Annotated in this window: 19 protein-coding genes; 7 read left to right on the forward strand and 12 right to left on the reverse strand. The window is 56.2% G+C overall.

Features of this window, described 5'->3' with window-relative positions:
• Nucleotides 1-75 precede the first annotated feature (75 nt).
• Nucleotides 76-1,428 (forward strand): MocR-like pyridoxine biosynthesis transcription factor PdxR, encoded by a 1,353-nt coding sequence (gene pdxR, locus OGV79_RS11880; RefSeq protein WP_286468450.1) that lies wholly within the window; start codon nucleotides 76-78, stop codon nucleotides 1,426-1,428.
• Nucleotides 1,429-1,461: 33 nt separating this feature from the next.
• Here pdxR and OGV79_RS11885 read toward each other — a convergent pair whose 3' ends face one another.
• Nucleotides 1,462-1,788 carry an ElaB/YgaM/YqjD family protein gene (locus OGV79_RS11885; RefSeq protein ID WP_024130880.1) on the reverse strand — a complete coding sequence of 109 codons (327 nt, stop codon included), beginning with the start codon at nucleotides 1,786-1,788 and terminating at the stop codon, nucleotides 1,462-1,464.
• Nucleotides 1,789-1,950: 162 nt separating this feature from the next.
• On the opposite strand from OGV79_RS11885, the gene OGV79_RS11890 reads away from it, so the two are divergent.
• Complete coding sequence (locus tag OGV79_RS11890; RefSeq protein WP_012134782.1) at nucleotides 1,951-2,307, forward strand: DUF2002 family protein; 357 nt, start codon at nucleotides 1,951-1,953, stop codon at nucleotides 2,305-2,307.
• A gap of 39 nt (nucleotides 2,308-2,346) precedes the next feature.
• On the opposite strand, the gene alaE is transcribed toward OGV79_RS11890, so the two are convergent.
• Nucleotides 2,347-2,796 (reverse strand): L-alanine exporter AlaE, encoded by a 450-nt coding sequence (alaE, locus tag OGV79_RS11895; protein ID WP_024130879.1) that lies wholly within the window; start codon nucleotides 2,794-2,796, stop codon nucleotides 2,347-2,349.
• 508 nt (nucleotides 2,797-3,304) lie between these two features.
• Between alaE and stpA the strand changes: the two genes are divergently transcribed.
• A complete protein-coding gene (gene stpA / locus OGV79_RS11900) occupies nucleotides 3,305-3,706 on the forward strand; it encodes a DNA-binding protein StpA (RefSeq protein ID WP_012134778.1) in 402 nt (133 codons plus the stop codon).
• Between the two features lie 107 nt (nucleotides 3,707-3,813).
• On the opposite strand, the gene OGV79_RS11905 is transcribed toward stpA, so the two are convergent.
• A complete protein-coding gene (locus tag OGV79_RS11905; protein ID WP_286468451.1) occupies nucleotides 3,814-4,341 on the reverse strand; it encodes a rhodanese family protein in 528 nt (175 codons plus the stop codon).
• Between the two features lie 190 nt (nucleotides 4,342-4,531).
• Here OGV79_RS11905 and lysM point away from each other — a divergent pair, with 190 nt between their 5' ends.
• On the forward strand, nucleotides 4,532-4,981 hold the full coding sequence (gene lysM, locus OGV79_RS11910) for a peptidoglycan-binding protein LysM (RefSeq protein ID WP_012134776.1): 450 nt from the start codon (nucleotides 4,532-4,534) through the stop codon (nucleotides 4,979-4,981).
• A gap of 6 nt (nucleotides 4,982-4,987) precedes the next feature.
• Here lysM and csiR read toward each other — a convergent pair whose 3' ends face one another.
• From csiR to glaH, 6 genes are all read right to left on the reverse strand, one after another.
• Complete coding sequence (csiR, locus tag OGV79_RS11915) at nucleotides 4,988-5,680, reverse strand: DNA-binding transcriptional regulator CsiR (RefSeq protein ID WP_012134775.1); 693 nt, start codon at nucleotides 5,678-5,680, stop codon at nucleotides 4,988-4,990.
• Between the two features lie 56 nt (nucleotides 5,681-5,736).
• Complete coding sequence (gene gabP / locus OGV79_RS11920) at nucleotides 5,737-7,137, reverse strand: GABA permease (RefSeq protein WP_115608926.1); 1,401 nt, start codon at nucleotides 7,135-7,137, stop codon at nucleotides 5,737-5,739.
• A 129-nt stretch (nucleotides 7,138-7,266) separates the two neighbouring features.
• Nucleotides 7,267-8,550, reverse strand: a complete 1,284-nt coding sequence (gene gabT, locus OGV79_RS11925; RefSeq protein WP_058667995.1) for a 4-aminobutyrate--2-oxoglutarate transaminase — start codon at nucleotides 8,548-8,550, stop codon at nucleotides 7,267-7,269.
• A gap of 24 nt (nucleotides 8,551-8,574) precedes the next feature.
• Nucleotides 8,575-10,023, reverse strand: coding sequence for an NADP-dependent succinate-semialdehyde dehydrogenase (gene gabD, locus OGV79_RS11930; RefSeq protein WP_275166651.1), 1,449 nt, complete (start codon nucleotides 10,021-10,023; stop codon nucleotides 8,575-8,577).
• Between the two features lie 23 nt (nucleotides 10,024-10,046).
• Nucleotides 10,047-11,315, reverse strand: coding sequence for an L-2-hydroxyglutarate dehydrogenase (lhgD, locus tag OGV79_RS11935; protein ID WP_047461764.1), 1,269 nt, complete (start codon nucleotides 11,313-11,315; stop codon nucleotides 10,047-10,049).
• A 27-nt stretch (nucleotides 11,316-11,342) separates the two neighbouring features.
• On the reverse strand, nucleotides 11,343-12,320 hold the full coding sequence (glaH, locus tag OGV79_RS11940) for a glutarate dioxygenase GlaH (RefSeq protein ID WP_058667993.1): 978 nt from the start codon (nucleotides 12,318-12,320) through the stop codon (nucleotides 11,343-11,345).
• Between the two features lie 254 nt (nucleotides 12,321-12,574).
• Between glaH and OGV79_RS11945 the strand changes: the two genes are divergently transcribed.
• Nucleotides 12,575-14,050 (forward strand): alpha/beta hydrolase, encoded by a 1,476-nt coding sequence (locus OGV79_RS11945; protein ID WP_286468513.1) that lies wholly within the window; start codon nucleotides 12,575-12,577, stop codon nucleotides 14,048-14,050.
• A gap of 36 nt (nucleotides 14,051-14,086) precedes the next feature.
• Here OGV79_RS11945 and OGV79_RS11950 read toward each other — a convergent pair whose 3' ends face one another.
• The 3 genes from OGV79_RS11950 to OGV79_RS11960 are packed head-to-tail and all read right to left on the reverse strand — an operon-like array spanning nucleotide 14,087 to nucleotide 17,035.
• Nucleotides 14,087-15,601 (reverse strand): tripartite tricarboxylate transporter permease, encoded by a 1,515-nt coding sequence (locus OGV79_RS11950; protein WP_012134767.1) that lies wholly within the window; start codon nucleotides 15,599-15,601, stop codon nucleotides 14,087-14,089.
• 10 nt (nucleotides 15,602-15,611) lie between these two features.
• On the reverse strand, nucleotides 15,612-16,046 hold the full coding sequence (locus OGV79_RS11955; protein ID WP_160880288.1) for a tripartite tricarboxylate transporter TctB family protein: 435 nt from the start codon (nucleotides 16,044-16,046) through the stop codon (nucleotides 15,612-15,614).
• A gap of 11 nt (nucleotides 16,047-16,057) precedes the next feature.
• On the reverse strand, nucleotides 16,058-17,035 hold the full coding sequence (locus OGV79_RS11960; protein WP_230031973.1) for a Bug family tripartite tricarboxylate transporter substrate binding protein: 978 nt from the start codon (nucleotides 17,033-17,035) through the stop codon (nucleotides 16,058-16,060).
• A 152-nt stretch (nucleotides 17,036-17,187) separates the two neighbouring features.
• Here OGV79_RS11960 and tctD point away from each other — a divergent pair, with 152 nt between their 5' ends.
• Together tctD and OGV79_RS11970 are read left to right on the forward strand one after the other, a co-directional pair.
• Nucleotides 17,188-17,862 (forward strand): transcriptional regulator TctD, encoded by a 675-nt coding sequence (tctD, locus tag OGV79_RS11965; RefSeq protein WP_058667992.1) that lies wholly within the window; start codon nucleotides 17,188-17,190, stop codon nucleotides 17,860-17,862.
• Nucleotides 17,849-19,261 (forward strand): sensor histidine kinase, encoded by a 1,413-nt coding sequence (locus tag OGV79_RS11970; RefSeq protein ID WP_047461775.1) that lies wholly within the window; start codon nucleotides 17,849-17,851, stop codon nucleotides 19,259-19,261. The genes tctD and OGV79_RS11970 overlap by 14 nt, the downstream gene beginning before the upstream one ends.
• Nucleotides 19,262-19,329: the final 68 nt, after the last annotated feature.

Consider the following 19,329-nt stretch of genomic DNA (forward strand, 5'->3'; position numbering starts at 1 on the left):
ATGTAGCACTATAATGGACTGCTAAAGAGAGCCATATTTTTATGAAAAAAGCAGACCATAAAGGATCGTTCACCTGTGCCACGCTACCAGCAAATCGCCCGTCAGTTAAAAAACGCCATTGAGCATGGCGAACTCAAGGCCGGGGCGCGTTTGCCGTCCAGCCGGACATGGTCGCAAGAGTTAGGCGTTTCACGCTCGACGGTCGAAAACGCGTACGGCGAGCTGGTGGCGCAAGGCTGGCTGGAGCGGCGCGGGCAGGCCGGTACGTTTGTCAGCGGGCATGTACGTCCAGAAAAAACGGTCGCTACGCCTGCCGTTTTCGCCGGAGAAAGCCAGACGCCCGATCCATTTCAAATGGGATTACCTGCGCTGGATCTTTTCCCGCGTGAGATTTGGGCGCGGGTGATGGGGCGTCGCCTGCGTACGCAGACCCGCTTTGATCTCGCATTAGGCGACGTCTGCGGCGAAGCGATTTTGCGCGAAGCCATTGTCGATTATCTGCGGGTGTCGCGCAGTATTGAATGCCTGCCGGAACAGGTGTTTATCACTTCCGGCTATGCGTCCTCAATGACCCTTATCCTGCGCGCGCTGGCGAAACCTGGAGAAGGCATGTGGGTTGAAGATCCCGGGTTTCCCCTTATTCGCCCGGTGATTGCCCAGGAAAATGTCGGGCTGATGCCGGTTCCGGTCGATGATCATGGACTGAATGTGGCGGCAGGCATTCACGATTACCCGCAGGCGCGTTTTGTGTTGTTAACGCCGGCCCACCAAAGCCCGCTCGGCGTGGCGCTCTCTTTAACCCGTCGCCGCCAGTTACTTGAATGGGCGGCGAGCGCGCAGGCATGGGTTATCGAAGACGATTATGACAGTGAATTTCGTTACCACGGCAAGCCGCTTCCGCCGCTGAAAAGCCTCGATGCGCCGCAGCGGGTGATCTATGCCGGAACGTTCAGCAAGTCGCTGTTCCCGGCGCTGCGTACCGCATGGCTGGTGGTTCCGCTTAATCAGGTGGCGCGTTTTCGTCAGCTGGCGGGGCTGATGGCCTGTAGCGTGCCGGTACTGTGGCAGCAGACGCTGGCGGATTTTATCCGCGATGGTCATTTCTGGCGGCATTTGAAAAAGATGCGCCAGCATTACGCCAGGCGACGGCTTTGGATGGAAGAGGCGCTGCGTGAGCAGGGATTCGCCGTTGTCCCGCAGGAAGGCGGCATTCAGCTGGTTGTTGCGGTGGATGCTGATGACCGGTTGCTGACGGCGAAAGCCAATCAGGCCGGATTAGCGGTGCAGGCATTGAGCCGCTGGCGGCTTAAGTCAGAAGGAAGGGGAGGACTGCTGTTGTCGTTTACCAACATCACTTCAGCGGAAATGGCAAAACAGGTCGCACGTCAGCTTCGGGAAGCCATAACCGACACGCCGTCGGCCGGATAAGACGCTCTGCGTCGCATCCGGCAAGATTCCCCGTTAACGGCGTAAACTTAACAGCGCCCCGACAACGATGCCGACAGCGGCGGCTGTCCCCATGCTGCACCAGGGTTTTTCTCGCACAAAGGTATCCGCACATCCCACGGCATCACGCGCCGCCTGTTCTACTCGCGTGCGGCCATGCATACGGGCACGGGTTTCTTTCAGCAATGCCTGCGCTTTGCGCCGCGCGGTTTCCGCTTCATCTTTGGCATCGCTTCCCCATGATTTCAGCACGTCTTCAAGGGTATCGGCTAATTGACTGACATCGTTCTGAATATCCTGAACATTTTCATCGGCGTCTTTTCGGCTCGGTCGGTTAAACATATGATCCTCCATTGATTTCGATGTGAACTTCAGTGTAGTCCATATTTTTTATCTTCTGAGGCGCGTCACGGTATATTCGCGAGTTTATGGATTTTTCTGAAAGCGTTGCTAATGCTGGATCGGGTAAGGTAAGCCCGCAGTAAAGGATAACGAGGATAAAATATGTATTTACGACCCGATGAGGTGGCGCGCGTACTTGAAAAAGTGGGTTTTACCGTAGATGTGGTAACACAGAAAGCATACGGTTATCGACGTGGCGAAAATTATGTGTACGTTAATCGTGAAGCGCGTATGGGGCGTACCGCATTAGTGATTCATCCGACGCTAAAAGAACGCAGTTCTTCACTGGCTGAACCCGCTTCGGAAATTAAAACCTGCGATCATTATCATCAGTTCCCGCTTTATTTAGGCGGAGAAATTCACGAACATTACGGCATACCGCACGGCTTTAGTTCACGGATTGCGCTTGAGCGCTATTTGCATGGACTGTTTGGTGAAGCAAAACCAAATTCAAACTAACGAAGCGACTGGCCTTGCCAGTCGCGAAGAAAGCGGGGCTCAGGCTTTAGCCTGGTGGTAGCTGCTGACTTTGAACAGGCGTCGGCAATAATCAAGGAAGTAGCCGTAAACCGCGCCCATCAGCATGGATATCACGATATTCGAACTGACTGCCGCTGTAATCTGGTGCCAGTCTGCGCCGACCGTCAACAAAATCGCGACATAAACTGGAGACTGGAAGGTGACGTAAGCCAGTACATCCGCCAGATTCTTCACCCAACTCGCCGGGCTCGCCTTACGCGCGACGCGCATAATCGCATCACGATACATTCCATAGGGCCACGCGATCAGAATATTGACCGGAATGGCGACCAGACGGGAAGACAGCGACTGTTCAAAGGTCATTCCAGAGAGGAATATCTCGATCAACATGTTCACGACAGAACAATAAACAACCATCGCGAACGTGTCTGCGACTGCATGACGCAAGCGTGACTGCGGTGAGAACATGTTAATGCTCCTTGTAAAAGGGTAAAAATCGCCATTGAACGTGTGGTTGTAGTGATTTAGCGTAGTGCTTTCGCTAATGCATAGCGTATATCTCTACATAATAACTATCAACTAGTGTAAAATTTTTATTTATTGTCTTTTTGTCGATAAAATACTCTGCCAGTGTCTGTTTTTTGTTCGTTTCGGGATTTTCGTTGTCCGCCGTGACTAATGTTTTCCAAATCAATGACTTAACTTTTATTGGTTTTTTCGGCGTTTTGCGCAAGCAAGGCGGGAGCGAAAGGGCATCGACGGCTGCTGTTGTGTACGCCGGGGAGGGGCCGCTTTTTTAATTTCGCAGGCGTGCGTTATTCAGGCTGAATATATAACGGAGAAGGCGAATAAATATAAGCGGTGGTGTGCAGGCCGGATATTGCTGTATATCCCACTCTCTGGAAATATAATCAATAATCGAATATACTTTCTGGCGTAATACTTGTTTTCCCCTGCGTTAAAAGGTTTTATTGTTATGACTTTGATGTTACAGAATTTAAATAATATCCGTACACTGCGCGCAATGGCCCGAGAATTCTCCATTGACGTTCTTGAAGAAATGCTCGAAAAATTCAGGGTTGTCACTAAAGAAAGACGCGAAGAAGAAGAAGAGCAACAGCGTCTGCGCGCTGAACAGCAAGAGAAAATTAATACCTTTCTGGAGATGATGAAAGCCGACGGCATCAATCCAGAAGACTTATTAAATATGGGGGCGGCAACGCCGCGTTCAGGTAAAAAACGTCAGCCGCGCCCGGCGAAATATCGTTTTACCGATTTTGATGGTGAGACGAAAACATGGACTGGTCAGGGGCGCACGCCTAAGCCGATTGCCCAGGCGCTGGCGGCGGGGAAATCTCTGGATGATTTTCTGATCTAATTTCGCGGTATTTTGCCGGATGAGACGGTGCTTATCCGGCTGATATCAACCCGGTCAGTACAAACCACCCGGCCCGCCGGGGACTGCGGCGATTCTGGCGCTACCGCTTAATGTGCTCGCCGGTTCCAGGGCATCTTTTCGAGCAGTCGCGCCATGCCGCAGAAACCCGTGAATCCCGCCAGCATTAACCCGGCGCCAACAAAGCCGCTGATCAGGAAGAAACCGCTACTGACGGTGTAACCCAGCGCAACGCCCAGTAAAACCAGTCCTCCGGCGACAATTTGCACCTGACGCATCAGCGGCAGCGGCTGAGACTTATCTTCCGCCACGGGCAGGCCCGCAGCTTTCCAGCCTTCGATTCCCCCCTCCAGTAGCCAGACTTCTGCGGGGGCGGCGACCGCCTGGAGCGTTGCGGCATTGCCGCTGGTACGCCTGCCGGACTGACAGTGAAAGATGACGCGTTCAGCCCGTAACGCCGCCGGAAACGCGCCGTGCTCAAGCGTGGAGAGCGGCGCCAGCTGCGCGTCGGGAATATGTTCGCGCAGGTATTCATCGGCGTCACGGATATCAATCAGCGTTGCCCCTTGTGCTATCAGCGCCTGTGCTTCGCGCGGGGAAATCGTCCCGGTTGTCATGGTTTCTCCTGGTGGACAATACGGTGTATTTAGCAGCGTAAATCAGCTTCCTGGCAGCGTAAAGGGTGTAAATGAGGAATGTCTTGTTCGCCTTACAGTTTGCGCCAGCAATATGTCATGCCGTTTCCCTGTTAAGCCGCTTCCCTCTGCTACACTCTCTGGGTGTCTATTGTGTACAACCGAGGTAAATATGGGTCTCTTCAATTTTGTGAAAGATGCGGGCGAAAAGCTCTGGGATGCCGTAACCGGAAATCATGATAAAGATGATCTGGCGAAAAAGGTGCAGGAACACTTAAACAAAACCGGTATTCCTGATGCCGATAAAGTCAATGTGCAGGTGACGGACGGTAAAGCGACGGTAACGGGCGACGGTTTAAGTCAGGAAGCGAAAGAAAAAATCCTCATTGCGATCGGGAATATTTCCGGGATCGGCAGTGTGGAAGATCAGGTTAAAACGTCAGCGCCTGCGGCGGAGAGTCAATTTTATACGGTGAAATCAGGCGACACGTTGAGCGCTATTTCAAAACAGGTTTACGGTAATGCCAACCTGTACAACAAAATCTTTGAAGCGAATAAGCCGATGCTGAAAAGCCCGGATAAAATATATCCCGGGCAGGTTTTACGTATCCCGGAAGAGTAACCGGACTCAGCTCTGTTCCTGCTGAAGTTTACCGGCCATCGCCTGTTGAATAATCGGAATTGGCGTCAGTAAATGCTGGCGCATTAATTCGCTGGCGCGTGCGGCATCGCGCGCCAGAATAGCCTCCATAAGCGCCCGATGCTGAATATGTTTATCTTCGAGCATTTCAACGGACAGAACCGTTTTGCGCAGCCAGATAAAACGGTAGCGTGCCGCCAGATCGAAAAGTCGCTCGCGCATTTGCAGCAGATAATGTGAGCCGCAACCGGCAACAATGGCCGTATGAAATGCCTGATGGCGCTGATCCCACTCATCCAGCATACGTTCGCTGGCATCGCTCGATTCCAGTTTGTTGAGCATATGCGCCCTGGCGAGAATATCGGCTTCCCACTCATCGCCGCCACGCGCAATAGCCAGTTGCACCAGCATGGCTTCCATATTGGCGCGGGCATCGAAAATATCGAGCAGTTCCTGCTCCGACATTGACGCCACGCGATAGCCTTTCTGGTTCACCACCGTGACCAGCCGTTCCGCCACCAGTTGAGAAAGCGCCTCCCGCAACGGCCCCACGCCTAACTCATAGCGTGATGTTAACAGACTCATGCGCAGCTTCTCATCGGGCTGATAAACGCCGCGAATAATATCGTTTTTGAGCCATCGGTATCCATCTATGGCCGTCGGTTGGGCAGAGGCGGTCATGGTACAACTCCTGAATAGCATTGGGCTGATATCCCGGCGCGCGCCGGGACACAGGTCTAACGCGTATTTTGCAACGGCGTTTTTTGCCACAATACCAGTTTTTTCCAGCGGGACATAATCGGCACGGTGCAAATGATCCCCAGTCCTAACAGCCCGGTAGAAATCACCTCCAGCTGTTGCGCCGGTCGGAATAGCATCACCACCAGCACAAAGCAGATAAAAGCGATAACCAGCCAGGTCAGCCACGGATAGAGCCACATTTTCAGCTTAATTTCACTCCCTTCCGCCAGCAGGATTTTCCGCATTCTGAGCTGGGAAACCGCAATCACCAGGTAGACGAGCAGGGCGATCGCGCCGGAGCTGTCGATCAGGAATTTAAACACTTTCGCCGGGGCGTAATAATTTACCACCACCGTGAGAAATGCCGCCCCCGTGGATAACAGCACCGCCACATACGGCGTCCTGCTGCGGTTGAGTTTGCCCATAACGGCGGGCGCATCGCCACGACGGCTGAGGGAGTAGAGCATTCTCGACGCCGTATACAGCGCGGAATTCAGGCAACTGGTGACTGACAATAAAATCACGCAGTCCATGATCGCTTTGGCATAAGGAATATGCAGCAATTCCAGTACCGAACGGTAGGAACCAACGTCTTTGAGTCCCGGCATGTTCCACGGGATGAGCGCGACCACCACGAAAATAGAGCACAGGTAGAAGATTGAAATACGCCAGATCACCGAGTTGGTGGCGCGCACGATATGCTTATCCGGCGTGTCGGACTCGGCGGCGGCAATCGTGACAATCTCTGCGCCCATAAATGAGAACATGGTGATCAGCATCGCGCTCAGTACCGCGCCGAAGCCATTGGGCATAAAGCCGCCGTGATCCCACAGGCGTGAAACGCCGCTCACGTCTGCGTAGGGATAAAAGCCGCTAATTGCCGCCGCGCCCAGCGCGATAAACGCCAGAATGGCAATCACTTTGCACAGCGCCAGCCAGAATTCGAACTCGCCGTAATTTTTGACGCTCAGCAAATTACTGCCGGTTAATGCGATGGTGATCGCCAGAGAGAACAGCCAGATGGGGACGCCCGGTATCCATGAATGCAGGATGATGGCGGCAATATTGGCCTCCAGCGGGATAACCAGCACCCAGAACCACCAGTACAGCCAGCCGATGGTGTAGCCCGCCCAGGGGCCGATGGCTTTATCCGCATAGGTTGAGAAAGAGCCGGTATCCGGCGTGGCGACGGCCATTTCGGCCAGCATTCGCATAATCATAACGACCAGCAACCCGGCAAACAGGTAAGCCAGCAGTACCGCAGGCCCGGCTTGCGCAATCGCGACGCTGGAACCGACAAACAGACTGGCGCCAATGACGCCGGCGATAGACAGCATGGTGACGTGGCGGGATTTCAGTCCGCCACCTAAAGCATGTGATTCTGACAATTGCCCCATCTTCTTACCCCGTTATTGTTATTGAAGCTGTTGGCTGCTCTTGATGCGTAGGCCCGGTAAGCGGAGCGCCACCGGGCATCACAACATTGCCGGATGGCAGCGCAAGCGCCTTATCCGGCCTACAACGACCTAACCTTGCTTCGCCTCATCAAAACACTGGGCGATGATGTCCAGCCCTTGCTGAATTTGCGCTTCTTCGATAGTCAGCGGCACCAGAATGCGCAGCACGTTGTAGTACGGCCCGCAGGAGAGCAGGATCAGCCCTTTATCACGGGCGCGGGCGACGATGTCGGCGGTCAGCTTCGCGTCCGGTTTGCTGCGATCGCCATTTTCAAACAGCTCAATGGCGATCATCGCTCCCGGGCCGCGCACGTCGCCAATCTCGCGGTGCGTTTCAGCAATATTCAGCAGCCCTTTACGCAGGGCTTGCCCCAGGTCTTTGGCTTTTTGCAGCAGGTTTTCCTGCTCGAAAATGTTCAGTACCGCCAGCGCGGCGGCGCAGGCGAGAGGATTACCGGCGTAGGTGCCGCCCAGACCGCCAGGCGGGATGGCGTCCATCACATCGGCGCGACCGGTTACTCCCGCCAGCGGAAAGCCGCCGGCAATCGATTTGGCGAAGGTGGTGAGGTCCGGCGCGACGCCTGTCTGCTCCATCGCGAAAAGCGTACCGGTACGCCCCGCGCCGCTTTGCACTTCATCGGCAATGAGCATGATCCCGTGTTCGTCGCAGAGTGCGCGCAGACGCTGCATAAAAGCGGGCGAGGCCGCATAAAAACCGCCTTCTCCCTGTACCGGTTCAATGATGATGGCGGCAATATCTTCCGGCGCGGCATCGTTTTTAAAGATGCGCTGGATGCTGGCAATCGCGTCATCATCACTGATGCCGTGCAGGGCGCAGGGGTAGAGCGCGCGGTAAACGTGGCCTGGCATCAGCCCCATTCCGGCAGAGTAGGGATTGACTTTTCCGGTCAGCGACAGGGTGTAGTGGGTACGGCCATGATAGGCACCGCTAAAAGCGATGGCGCCGCTACGCTTTGTCGCCGCACGGGCGATTTTCACCGCGTTTTCCACCGCTTCGGAACCGGTAGTCACCAGCAGGGTTTTCTTCGCGAAATCGCCTGGCACCTTCTGGTTCATGAGTTCGCACAGCTCCAGATACGGCTCGTAGGCGAGCACCTGAAAACAGGTATGCGACAGCTTTTTCAGTTGTGCTTCGACCGCCGAGACGATCTCCGGGTGCAGGTGCCCGGTATTCAACACCGCAATACCGCCTGCAAAATCGAGATACTCGCGGCCTTCCACATCCCAGACCCGGCAGTTTTCCGCGCGATCGGCAAAAATAGGGTGGATCTGTCCTACGCCGCGAGGAACGGCGTTACTGCGGCGATGCATTAATTCTTTATTGCTGCTCATCAGGTGTTCTCCAGTATTGTTTTTTTAAAGACCGATACACATGTATTTGATTTCTAAATAATCTTCGATGCCGTACTTAGAACCTTCGCGGCCAAGACCGGAGGCTTTAATCCCGCCGAATGGCGCGACTTCGTTGGAGATAATGCCGGTGTTGATGCCGACAATGCCGTACTCCAGCGCTTCGCCGACGCGAAACACGCGGCTTAAATCGCGGGCGTAGAAATAGGCCGCCAGACCGAACTCGGTATCGTTCGCCTGCGCGATCGCGTCAGCTTCATCTTTAAAGCGGAATAGCGGGGCGAGGGGGCCGAACGTCTCTTCTTTAGCCACTTTCGCGTTATTGGGGACGTCCACCAGGATGGTGGGCTGGAAGAAGTTGCCGCCGAGCGCATGCGCCTTACCGCCGCAGAGCACTTTTGCGCCTTTCTCCAGCGCGTCGGCGATGTGTTCCTGCACTTTGGCTACCGCTTTTTCGTCAATCAGCGGCCCGGTGGTGACGTCTGCTTGCAGGCCGTCGCCGAGATGCAGCTTGCTCACCGCCTGCTGGAGTTTTTCCGCAAAGCGGTCATACACGCCGTCCTGCACATACAGGCGGTTAGCGCAGACGCAGGTCTGCCCGGCATTGCGAAACTTAGAGGCCAGCGCGCCTTCCACGGCGTTATCCAGATCGGCGTCATCAAAGACGATGAACGGCGCGTTGCCGCCCAGCTCCAGCGACACCTTTTTGATGTCTTTCGCACACTGTTCCATCAGCTGACGGCCAATTTCGGTTGAGCCGGTAAACGACAGTTTGCGCACCAGCAGGTTGCTGGTCAGTTCATTGCCGACCGCTCCCGCAGAACCGGTGATGATGTTAAAGACGCCTGCGGGAACCCCGGCGCGGTTCGCCAGTTCAGCCAGCGCCAGGGCGGAAAACGGCGTCTGGCTGGCGGGTTTCAGAACCATCGTACAACCGGCCGCCAGCGCCGGGCCGGCTTTGCGGGTAATCATCGCCGAGGGGAAATTCCACGGCGTGATGGCGGCGGTAACGCCAATCGGCTGCTTGATAACGATCAGGCGCTTATCGGCCTGGTGGCCTGGAATCGTGTCGCCATAGATACGCTTACCCTCTTCGGCAAACCATTCAATAAAAGAGGCGGCATAGCTGATTTCTCCTTTTGCTTCCGCCAGCGGCTTCCCCTGTTCCAGCGTCATCAGGCGGGCGAGATCGTCCTGGTGCTCCATCATCAAATTGAACCAGCGACGCAGAATATTCGCCCGCGCTTTGGCGGTGAGTGCGCGCCAGGCGGGCAGCGCGCGGTTAGCGGCGTCAATGGCTTCGCGGGTCTCTTCTGCCCCCATTTTCGGTACGCTGCCTAACGGCTGGCCGTTCGCTGGGTTGGTTACGGCGATTGTGTCGCCGCTTCTGGCGTCGCGCCATTGCCCCTCGATAAACGCCTGCTGGCGGAACAAGGTGGGATCGTTAAGTTGCATGATTGCTTCCTGTCTTAAAAGGGTTAACGGGTGAATGCGGCGTTTAATGAGTCCACGCGACGCGCCGCACGTAGCGTGCGTCCGGGATGACTCTGGCTTGCCAGCAGCGTCTGCACTTTGCTGACGATATGCGCCCCGATGGGAATGGCTGATGTGGCCGCCGGAGAGGGCGCATTGCAGGTGTGAATGGATCGTGGCGTGGTAACAAACAGGAAATCGTCGATCAGCTTGCCATCCGGCGACACCGCCTGCGCCCGCACGCCAGCAGGCCACGGCTGCAAATCTTTTAAGGTCAGGCTGGGGCAATATTTTTGCACCAGCCGCAGATAGCCGCTTTTGCACAGTGAGTTCTTCATTTCGCCAAGCCCTGAGCGCAGATTGTTTTGCAACACGCGGCGGATGCCGGACGAACCGAAAATTTCCAGCGTATCGGATAATGAAAAATCGCCTTTCCGGTAGCCTTCTCGTTTAAAAGCCAGCACGGCGTTAGGCCCGACGGTAACGCTGCCGTCGATCATCCGGGTGAGGTGGACGCCCAAAAACGGCATCGCCGGATCGGGAATGGGATAGATCAAATGGTTAACGATTTGATTATGCTGCGACGCCAGACGGAAGTATTCGCCACGGAACGGGCAGATGATAAAACCGGGATCGACCCCCAGCATTTTAACCAGCCGGTCGGCCATCAGCCCGGAACAGCTAATCAGGGTTGAGGCTTCGTATATCTGCCCGCCCCGGGTTGTGATCACCACGCCCGCCGCATGTTCCTTCAGCGCGCTGACCTCCGCGTTGTAGACAATCTCACCGCCTTTGGCCTGGAAGATTTTCGCCATCGCCGCCGTCACGTCCCGGTAGCTGACAATTCCGCTGGAGGGGACAAAAATCCCGCCCAGACCGGTGATGTTCGGCTCCCGCTCCCGCAGTTCCGCCGCGCTTAACCACTCGCGTTCCAGGCCGTTTGCCGCCGTGCGATCCCACAGCGCCCGCATCCGCGTCATTTCCAGTTCGGATGTCGCCACCAGCATTTTTCCGCAGGTGTCGTAGCGAATGCCGTTTTGATCGCAAAAGGCTTTGGTGGCGCGATTTCCGGCGAGGCAAAACTGCGCTTTGAGGCTACCGGGAGTGTAGTAGACCCCGGCATGGATCACGCCGCTGTTGTGACCCGTCTGATGACAGGCCGGTTCGGACTCTTTTTCCAGCAGGGCGATGCTGGCGTCTGGATACACATCAATAAGCTGCATGGCGGTCGACATGCCGATAATGCCGCCGCCAATAATTACAAAATCATACATCCGCTCAATTCCTTCGTCTGACCGCGCTTATTGATGAGTCTGGTAGCAATGGGTGGAATAAGCGAAATAACCGCGCTGGCGCATCAGTTCACGGCGCAGATCCGGGTGTGGCGTAAAACGATCGCGCCCGTGCAGCCAGAACAGGTTGTTAATCAACAGGAATTTACCGACCGGCACCGGAACAGAGAGGATGTTTTTGCTGGTTTCCAGCGCATCGGAGAGATCGCTGAGCCAGACGCCCTCTTCAAAATCTTTTGGCTGGACGAACTGGTCGATATAGCGCATGACCGGGCGCCCCTGCTGGTCAACGTCAAATACCGGATGATAAACATCGTGGCTGACGTTTTTGCTCGGCGGCGCGGCAAAACGCATGGAGCGACGTGCCAGCGGGTGGCTGAAAAAGCGCTCCAGATGCTCCCAGTCATCAAGGTGTAGCAACAGTGAGTTTCCGCCCGCCATATTTTGTTCGTCGATTTTCATCATCAGCACGTAGTCGGTAACTTCCTCAACGTAGGTGCCGTCGTTATGCAGCTCCATCACGCGGTGCGGTTGTCGCAGGTAGCTGTCTGAATTATCGACGTTCTTCACCACAAAGCGCGCGTAGTACTGGCCGCTCATCGCATCGTAATTAGAACGCCCGATAAGGTGCGCCACCGCCGTCGCCAGCTTGACCATCTCGTCAGCCTGTTCTACGTTGTCGATCCCTTCGGCGTTGATCAGCAGTGCGCCTTCGGCGCGATCCAGCAGCGTTTTAATAAGCAGCGGCTGTAGCTGGTTGCCACATAAGGCGTCGAGGATCTGACCGACCTTAAAACGTAAAAAGGATTTGTATTCCAGCGCCTGTACCGGCCACTGTTCCACCTGCTGCAAAAATTGCGCCGTCGTTTTTGCGCTAAAGGTCAGCTCCAGCAGACGCGGCGACTGTACGGAAGGGGCGAAGGTAAATCCGGCGTCGCTGCGGGTGACACTATCAGCATTTGTTTTTACGGCGGTCAGTGCATTCATCAGAATCGATCCTCTCAGTAAATGGTCAGGGAGACATGGCGATGCTCATTTCGTAGCCATAAACTAAAAATATCTACATTTTTGATAAACGCATACAAAACTGACAATTTGTTTAATTTTTGTGATCAAAAACAACAAATATTTAACATTATAAATATCGGGGATTAAGAAATGAGACAGGATTTACATCCGCAGCCTAAACTGATTCTGTTTGTGAAATAGCAGATGAGCGGGAGACAGGGATTAAGCCATTGATAAAAAATCTATTCCGACGCCTTAAATGGATGAGTACCGGACTGGCATCGCTCATCAGGCATGTGGCGTTGACGCTGCTTGTGGTTCTGATCGTTTTTCTTGGCGTGCGGGTTTACCAGACAGAAAGCGGGCCCGATCTTCATCTCTGGCATACCTGGACCGGTAGCGAAATGTCTGCCAACGCGCTGGATAAGGCCACTTTTTCGCAGTACCTGGCGCGGGAAGAGGCGCTGTTTAGCCATCTGAAAACCGGAGTGACGGATAAGCTGAAGCCGGATGAGCAGACGCCCATCAACCGTTTTTACCATAACAGCCGGGTCTGGCCGCCGCAGTTTTCGCCCAACGGCAATCGCTCGTACGTACTCATGCCGCAGGGTAAACCGCGTGGTGTTGCTGTGTTACTGCATGGCTTAACGGATTCGCCCTACAGCATGAAATACGTTGCTAAGGATTATCAGCAGCGTGGCTTTATCGCCGTTGTGCCGCGTCTGCCTGGGCACGGCACCGCTCCCGGCGCGTTAACGGCGGTGGAGTGGGAACAGTGGCTTGCCGCCTCGCGGCTGGCGGTTCGGGAAGCGACGCGGCTCGCGGGGCGTGATGTGCCGTTGCATCTGGTGGGCTACTCAAACGGCGGGGCGCTGGCGCTCAAGTACACGCTGGACGCGCTGGAAGACAACACGTTGCGGCGTCCTCAGCAGCTTATCCTGCTGTCGCCGATGATCGGCGTGACGGCATTCGCCCGTTTTGCCGGACTGGCGGGTTTACCTGCGCTCTTTCCAGCGTTTGCCAAAGCGGCGTGGTTGAACGTCACGCCAGAATATAATCCGTTCAAATATAACTCGTTTCCGGTTAACGCCGCGCGTCAGTCTTATCTGCTGACAAAAGCATTACAACAGCAGATTTCGCGGGATGCGCGAAGCTCCCGCCTTAACGAACTGCCGCCGGTGTTGACCTTCCAGTCAATTATGGATTCCACGGTGAGCACCCGTGCGGTGGTGGCGTCGTTCTATCGCTGGCTGGGCAATAACGGCAGCGAGCTGGTGTTGTTCGATATCAATCAGGCCGCCAGTCTGCGTCCGCTGTTGCGCACCTCATCGTATACCGCCATTACTCAGTTGTTACCGCCAGCGCCGCGCAACTATCGCACAACCATCATCACGAATGCGACGCCGGAAACGCTGAATGTCGTGGCGCGCGATACCCCGGCCGGGGAGCATGTGGAGCAGGTTCAGCCGTTGCCGTTGGCCTGGCCGCAGGAGATGTATTCGCTGTCGCATGTGGCGGTGCCGTTTCCGCTCAGTGATTCGCTGTATGGTCTGCAACCGGACGAACTGAACCGCTATGGAATCAGTATCGGGACTATCGCGCTGCGCGGGGAAACGTCCACGCTGGCGGTGGGGCTGGATACGTTGATGCGCGTGACGTCGAATCCTTTCTTCCCGTATATGCTACAGCGGATTGAGGCGCGACAGTGATGATTGCCGGATGGCGCAACACCATCCGGCAATCCGTTAGCCGATATCCACCTGTGGCTTATTGTTGCGTTTGCGGAGCAGGCGCAGCAGCGGCGGGATGATAATCACCGCTATCGCCATCGTCAGCAGCGCTTTCGTCACACCGCTCTCCCACAAAATCGCCATATTGCCGTTGCTGATAGAGAGCGCGCGGCGCAGGTTCTGCTCCAGCATTTCGCCCAGCACAAAGCCGAGGATCAGCGGCGACATGGGGAAGTGCATTTTGCGCAGAATGTAGCCCAGTATACCGAGCGCCACCATCAGCACCAGATCGAACGTGGTGCTGTGTACCGCGTACACGCCGACCGCAGAAACGGCGGCAATCGCCGGGACAAGGAACCACAGCGGGATGGTCAGCATACGGGTGAACATGCCAATCAGCGGGATGTTCATGACCAGCAGCATCACGTTGGCGATCAGCAGCGCGGCGATCAGCCCCCAGACGATATCCGGCTGTTCGGTGAACATCGCAGGCCCTGGCGTGATGTTATACAGCGTCAGCGCTCCCATCATTACCGCCGTGGTGCCGGAACCCGGTACGCCGAGGGTCAGCATGGGGATGAATGAACCGCAGGCCGACGCGTTGTTCGCGGCTTCCGGTGCCGCCACGCCACGGATATCGCCTTTACCGAAGCTGTCGCTGTTGCCGCTGATCTTCTTCTCGGTCATGTAGGTGATGGCGCTGGCGATAGTGGCGCCTGCGCCCGGCAGCACGCCGACGAAGAAGCCAATCACCGATGAGCGTAACGTTGCGCCTACGCACTGCGCCCCTTCTTTGGCGTTAAACAACATGCGCCCGGTTTTGCGTACCAGTTTCTGGCCGCTGCTGGTATGTTCCAGCATTAATAGAATTTCTGAGACAGAGAACAAACCGATCACCACCACGATGAACTGCACACCGTCGGAGAGATGTACGCTGTCAAAAGTAAAGCGATAAACCCCGGTGTTGGCGTCTACGCCGACGGTCGCCAGACCCAGACCGATCAGCGCTGCCAGAAATGATTTCAGTGGATTTTGCGCCATCATGCTGCCGAGGCAGGCGATGGCAAAGACCATCAGCGCAAAGTATTCCGCCGGGCCAAACGCCAGCGACCATTGCGCCAGCAACGGCGCGAACAGGATTATCCCGCCGATGGCGATAAGCGATCCAAAAAATGAACTGACCGCCGAGATGGAAAGCGCGACGCCGCCGCGCCCCTGTTGCGCCATCGGATAACCGTCGAGCGCGGTCATGATCGCCGCCGCATCGCCGGGCACGTTGAGCAGAATCGACGAAATACGCCCGCCGTATTCACAGCCGATATAAACCGTAGCCAGCAGGATCAGCGCGGACTCCGCAGGCAGATGCAGGGCGAAAGCCAGCGGCAGTAAAATCGCCACGCCGTTAATCGGGCCAAGACCCGGCAGCAGGCCGACAATGGTGCCGACGAAGCAGCCGATCAGCGCGATCACCAGGTTTTCCGGCGTCATTGCCACCGCAAAACCCTGAGAAAGATATATCCAGGTATCCATCGTTTCTCCGTTAACTCAGCCAGGCGCCGAGAGGTAAGGTGACGTCAAGCAGACGGTCGAAGGCATACCACAGCAGGATGCCGAGAACCGCGCCGGAAATGCCCGCAGCCGGGATTGTTGCGCCGAACAGAATGCCGATGACCAGGGTGAGAATGGCGGTGGCAACCGGGAAGCCCAGCCACTCAAATCCCCAGGCGTACATCAGCAGGACAATCACCATCGTGAGCAGCTTTTGCAGCACATGGTGGTGAGGCCAGCTAACGGTATCGGGATGACGCAATAACAGCGCCAGCGCGCAGAGCGCCATCAGACCGATAATGCCCAGCGGAAACGGGCGAGGGCCGACCGGTTCGTAGCTGTATTCACTCTGAATCTGCCAGGCGATGAACAGCCCGGCAACGCAGAGCAACAGCCAGATACCTGCAAAAATACGATCGCTCATGATTGCCTCCAGGTTTATTTCGCGAGGCCGAAGGCTTTCGCCTGCTCGCGGTAATCGGCGACCTGCTTTTTGACGTAGTCGTCAAGCTGCTTGCCGGTCATGTCGAATGCAAACAGGCCGCGCAGCTCGCGCTGCTTTTTAAACTCGTCGGTCTGCTGGAGCTTTTTGAAGGTCTCTACCCACCACTGGTAGTCGGCATCGCTGACTTTTGGCCCCACGTAGAAGCCGCGAATGATCGGCCAGACCAGGTCGTATCCTTGCTCTTTGGCGGTCGGGACGTTGGCTAACTGACCCGGCAGGCGTTCTTCAGAAAATACCGCCAGCACGCGAATTTTATCGCCGCTCAGGTAAGGCACCATTTCACTGAGATCGCCGGAAACCACCTGCACATGGTTGCCCATCAGCGCAGTGACCGGTTCGCCGCCGCCTTCAAACGCCACGTAGCGCATCTTGTGCGGATCGACATTGGCTTTTTGCGCCAGCAGCGCCGACTTCATCCAGTCCTGGCTGCCAATCGATGCGCCAGCGCCAATCACCACGCTGTCAGGATTTTTCTCCATCGCGGCGAGCAGATCTTTTAGCGACTTCCACGGGGAGTCGGCGCGCACGGCGATCATGCCGTAATCAGTACCGGCGCTCGCCAGCCAGCGCACGTCATCCACGCCGTAACGACCAAATTTCCCCTGCGACAGATTAAGCAGCGAGCCGCCGGAGAAGGCGACGACCGTCCCCGGTTCGCCAGGACGCTGGGCGACGATAGCGTTATAGGCGACCGCGCCGACGCCGCCCGGCATGTAGGTGACGCGCATCGGTTTTTCGATAGCGCCAGTTTCCATCATGCTCACCTGAATCAGCTTACAGGTGAGATCAAACCCGCCGCCGGGTTTGGCCGGGGCGATACATTCAGTACGCGACGGCGCGTCCTGCGCCAGTACAGCGGTGCTCATCAGTAAAACGCTTGCAGTAAGGGCACGAAGTAATTGTTTTGTCATTGTTTATCCTCACGCGGACGTCCGAGTTTTCAGATACGGAAGAAGATTTTTGTGATTATGTGAGCCGACATGTAGCAGTTCGGTTGCGTGATTGTTAAAACAATAACCTTTCAATTCCCTTTCAATGCGGCAGAAACTTTACAGGATGTGATATGCGTCTCTTATTAGCGGAAGATAACCGTGAACTGGCTCACTGGCTGGAAAAAGCGCTGGTGCAGAACGGTTTTGCCGTGGACTGCGTATTCGATGGCCAGGCGGCCGATCATCTTCTGCACACTGAGACCTATGCGCTGGCGGTGCTCGACATCAACATGCCGGGGCTGGACGGACTGGAAGTGGTGCAGCGCCTGCGCAAGCGTGGACAAACGCTGCCGGTGCTGCTGCTGACGGCGCGCAGCGCGGTGGCGGATCGGGTGAAAGGGCTGAACGTCGGAGCGGATGACTATCTGCCAAAACCGTTTGAGATTGAAGAACTTGATGCGCGGCTGCGGGCATTACTGCGGCGCAGCGCGGGTCAGGTGCAGGAGTTGCAGCAGCTTGGCGATCTGGCGTTTCACGATGAAGGTTACTTTTTGCTTCAGGCGCAGCCGCTGGCGCTGACCCCGCGTGAGCAGGCGTTGCTGACGGTATTGATGTACCGCAGAACGCGACCGGTGTCGCGCCAGCAGCTGTTTGAACAGATCTTCAGCCTGAGCGATGAGGTCAGCCCGGAGAGCATCGAACTCTATATCCATCGTCTGCGGAAAAAATTGCAGGGCAGTAACGTGCGGATCACCACCCTGCGTGGGCTGGGTTACGTGCTGGAGTGCGGCGATGAGGTGGGCTAAACCCCAGTCGCTGTACCTGCAACTGTTGTTGTTCCTCGGATTGCCGCTGGTGCTGTTGTGGGGATTGTCGGCATTTAACAGCTACGTTAGCGCGCTACAGGCCGCGACGCAGGCCTACGACAGGACGCTGCTCTCTTCTGCGAGAACGGTGGCGGAACGGCTGGTGGTGCGCCACGACAAACTGGAGGTGAATGTCCCCTGGGTGGTGCTCGACAGCTTTGAACTCAACATGAACGACCGTCTCTATTACAAAGTCGTGGACCCGGGCGGCAAGGTGATCTCCGGTTATGACGATCTGCCCGCGATGCCGCCTTCCACCTCGCGAACCCGGCTCTACCCGGCGCTGGCGTGGTTTTATCACACCCAGTATCGCGGACAGGCGATCCGCGTGGCGCGCCTGCTCCAGCCGGTAAATGAAGGGGCGATATTCGGGATGGCGGAGATCTACGTTGCCGAGACGCTACAGTCCCGGCGCTATCTGGCCGGGCAACTGCTGTTCTCCTCATGGGTGTCGCAAGGGCTGCTGGTGCTGCTGACATTGATTCTCGTTGGCTGGCTGCTGCGACGTATTCTGAAGCCGATGCGCCAGCTCTCCTCGCTGATGGTGCGTCGTGAACCGGGCCTGCTGACGCCCTTGCCGGAACTGCTGCCCTGGTCAGAGACCCGGCTGCTGATCGTCGCCTTTAACCGCTACATTGATCGCCTGCGCGCGCTGATCTCCCGTCAGGAACGCTTTAGCGCCGATGCGTCCCATCAGTTAAAAACGCCGCTGGCCGTATTGAAAACGCAGGCGGCGGTGGCGTTAGCCAGTCAACAGCCGCAGCAGTGGCACGAAAGTTTGCGGGCGATGAGCGCGACGCTGGATAGCACGATTTTGCTGACGGAGCGGCTGTTGCAACTGTCGGCGGTGAAACGTAAAGAGCAGGGGGAGCGACAGTTCTTGCCGGTTAATCTGTATGAGGTGGTGCAGATGAGCTGTTTTAGCCGTCTGGCGCAGGCGCGCAGCAAGGCTATCGATCTGGGGTATGAAGGTGAGCAAGAGGCGGTGTGGATTGAAGGGGATGACGTTTTGCTCGGCGAGCTGTGCGCGAATTTGCTGGATAATGCGCTGAAATATACGCCGTCGCAGGGAACGGTAACGGCACGGCTATTGCGGGATGGCGAGGCTGTTGTGCTGGTGGTGGAAGACAATGGGCCAGGGATTGACGCTGAGCAGATCCCGCAGGCGCTGATGCCGTTTCATCGGCTTGCTAACGTGGGGAATGAGAGCGGGGCGGGGATCGGTCTGGCGCTGGTTAACGACATCGCCCGCCTGCACCGTACCCATCCGCAACTGTCGCGCAGTGAAACGCTGGGCGGTCTGCGTGTGCGGGTGCGGTTTTTAACGACGGCGCAGTAAATAAAAACGTTATCACCGCAGGCCGGATAAAGGGGGATTCGCGGGAATAAAAAAAGCCGCATTAGCGG

This window comes from Citrobacter sp. CK185 (assembly GCF_030333565.1).
Classification (GTDB): Bacteria; Pseudomonadota; Gammaproteobacteria; order Enterobacterales; family Enterobacteriaceae; genus Citrobacter_B; species Citrobacter_B koseri.

Coding starts and splice junctions, on each gene's coding strand:
- OGV79_RS11885 (WP_024130880.1), bottom strand. CDS start 1,788: ATGTTTAACCGACCGAGCCGAAAAGACGCCGATGAAAATGTTCAGGAT.
- OGV79_RS11890 (WP_012134782.1), top strand. CDS start 1,951: ATGTATTTACGACCCGATGAGGTGGCGCGCGTACTTGAAAAAGTGGGT.
- alaE (WP_024130879.1), bottom strand. CDS start 2,796: ATGTTCTCACCGCAGTCACGCTTGCGTCATGCAGTCGCAGACACGTTC.
- stpA (WP_012134778.1), top strand. CDS start 3,305: ATGACTTTGATGTTACAGAATTTAAATAATATCCGTACACTGCGCGCA.
- OGV79_RS11905 (WP_286468451.1), bottom strand. CDS start 4,341: ATGACAACCGGGACGATTTCCCCGCGCGAAGCACAGGCGCTGATAGCA.
- lysM (WP_012134776.1), top strand. CDS start 4,532: ATGGGTCTCTTCAATTTTGTGAAAGATGCGGGCGAAAAGCTCTGGGAT.
- csiR (WP_012134775.1), bottom strand. CDS start 5,680: ATGACCGCCTCTGCCCAACCGACGGCCATAGATGGATACCGATGGCTC.
- gabP (WP_115608926.1), bottom strand. CDS start 7,137: ATGGGGCAATTGTCAGAATCACATGCTTTAGGTGGCGGACTGAAATCC.
- gabT (WP_058667995.1), bottom strand. CDS start 8,550: ATGAGCAGCAATAAAGAATTAATGCATCGCCGCAGTAACGCCGTTCCT.
- gabD (WP_275166651.1), bottom strand. CDS start 10,023: ATGCAACTTAACGATCCCACCTTGTTCCGCCAGCAGGCGTTTATCGAG.
- lhgD (WP_047461764.1), bottom strand. CDS start 11,315: ATGTATGATTTTGTAATTATTGGCGGCGGCATTATCGGCATGTCGACC.
- glaH (WP_058667993.1), bottom strand. CDS start 12,320: ATGAATGCACTGACCGCCGTAAAAACAAATGCTGATAGTGTCACCCGC.
- OGV79_RS11950 (WP_012134767.1), bottom strand. CDS start 15,601: ATGGATACCTGGATATATCTTTCTCAGGGTTTTGCGGTGGCAATGACG.
- OGV79_RS11960 (WP_230031973.1), bottom strand. CDS start 17,035: ATGACAAAACAATTACTTCGTGCCCTTACTGCAAGCGTTTTACTGATG.
- tctD (WP_058667992.1), top strand. CDS start 17,188: ATGCGTCTCTTATTAGCGGAAGATAACCGTGAACTGGCTCACTGGCTG.
- OGV79_RS11970 (WP_047461775.1), top strand. CDS start 17,849: ATGAGGTGGGCTAAACCCCAGTCGCTGTACCTGCAACTGTTGTTGTTC.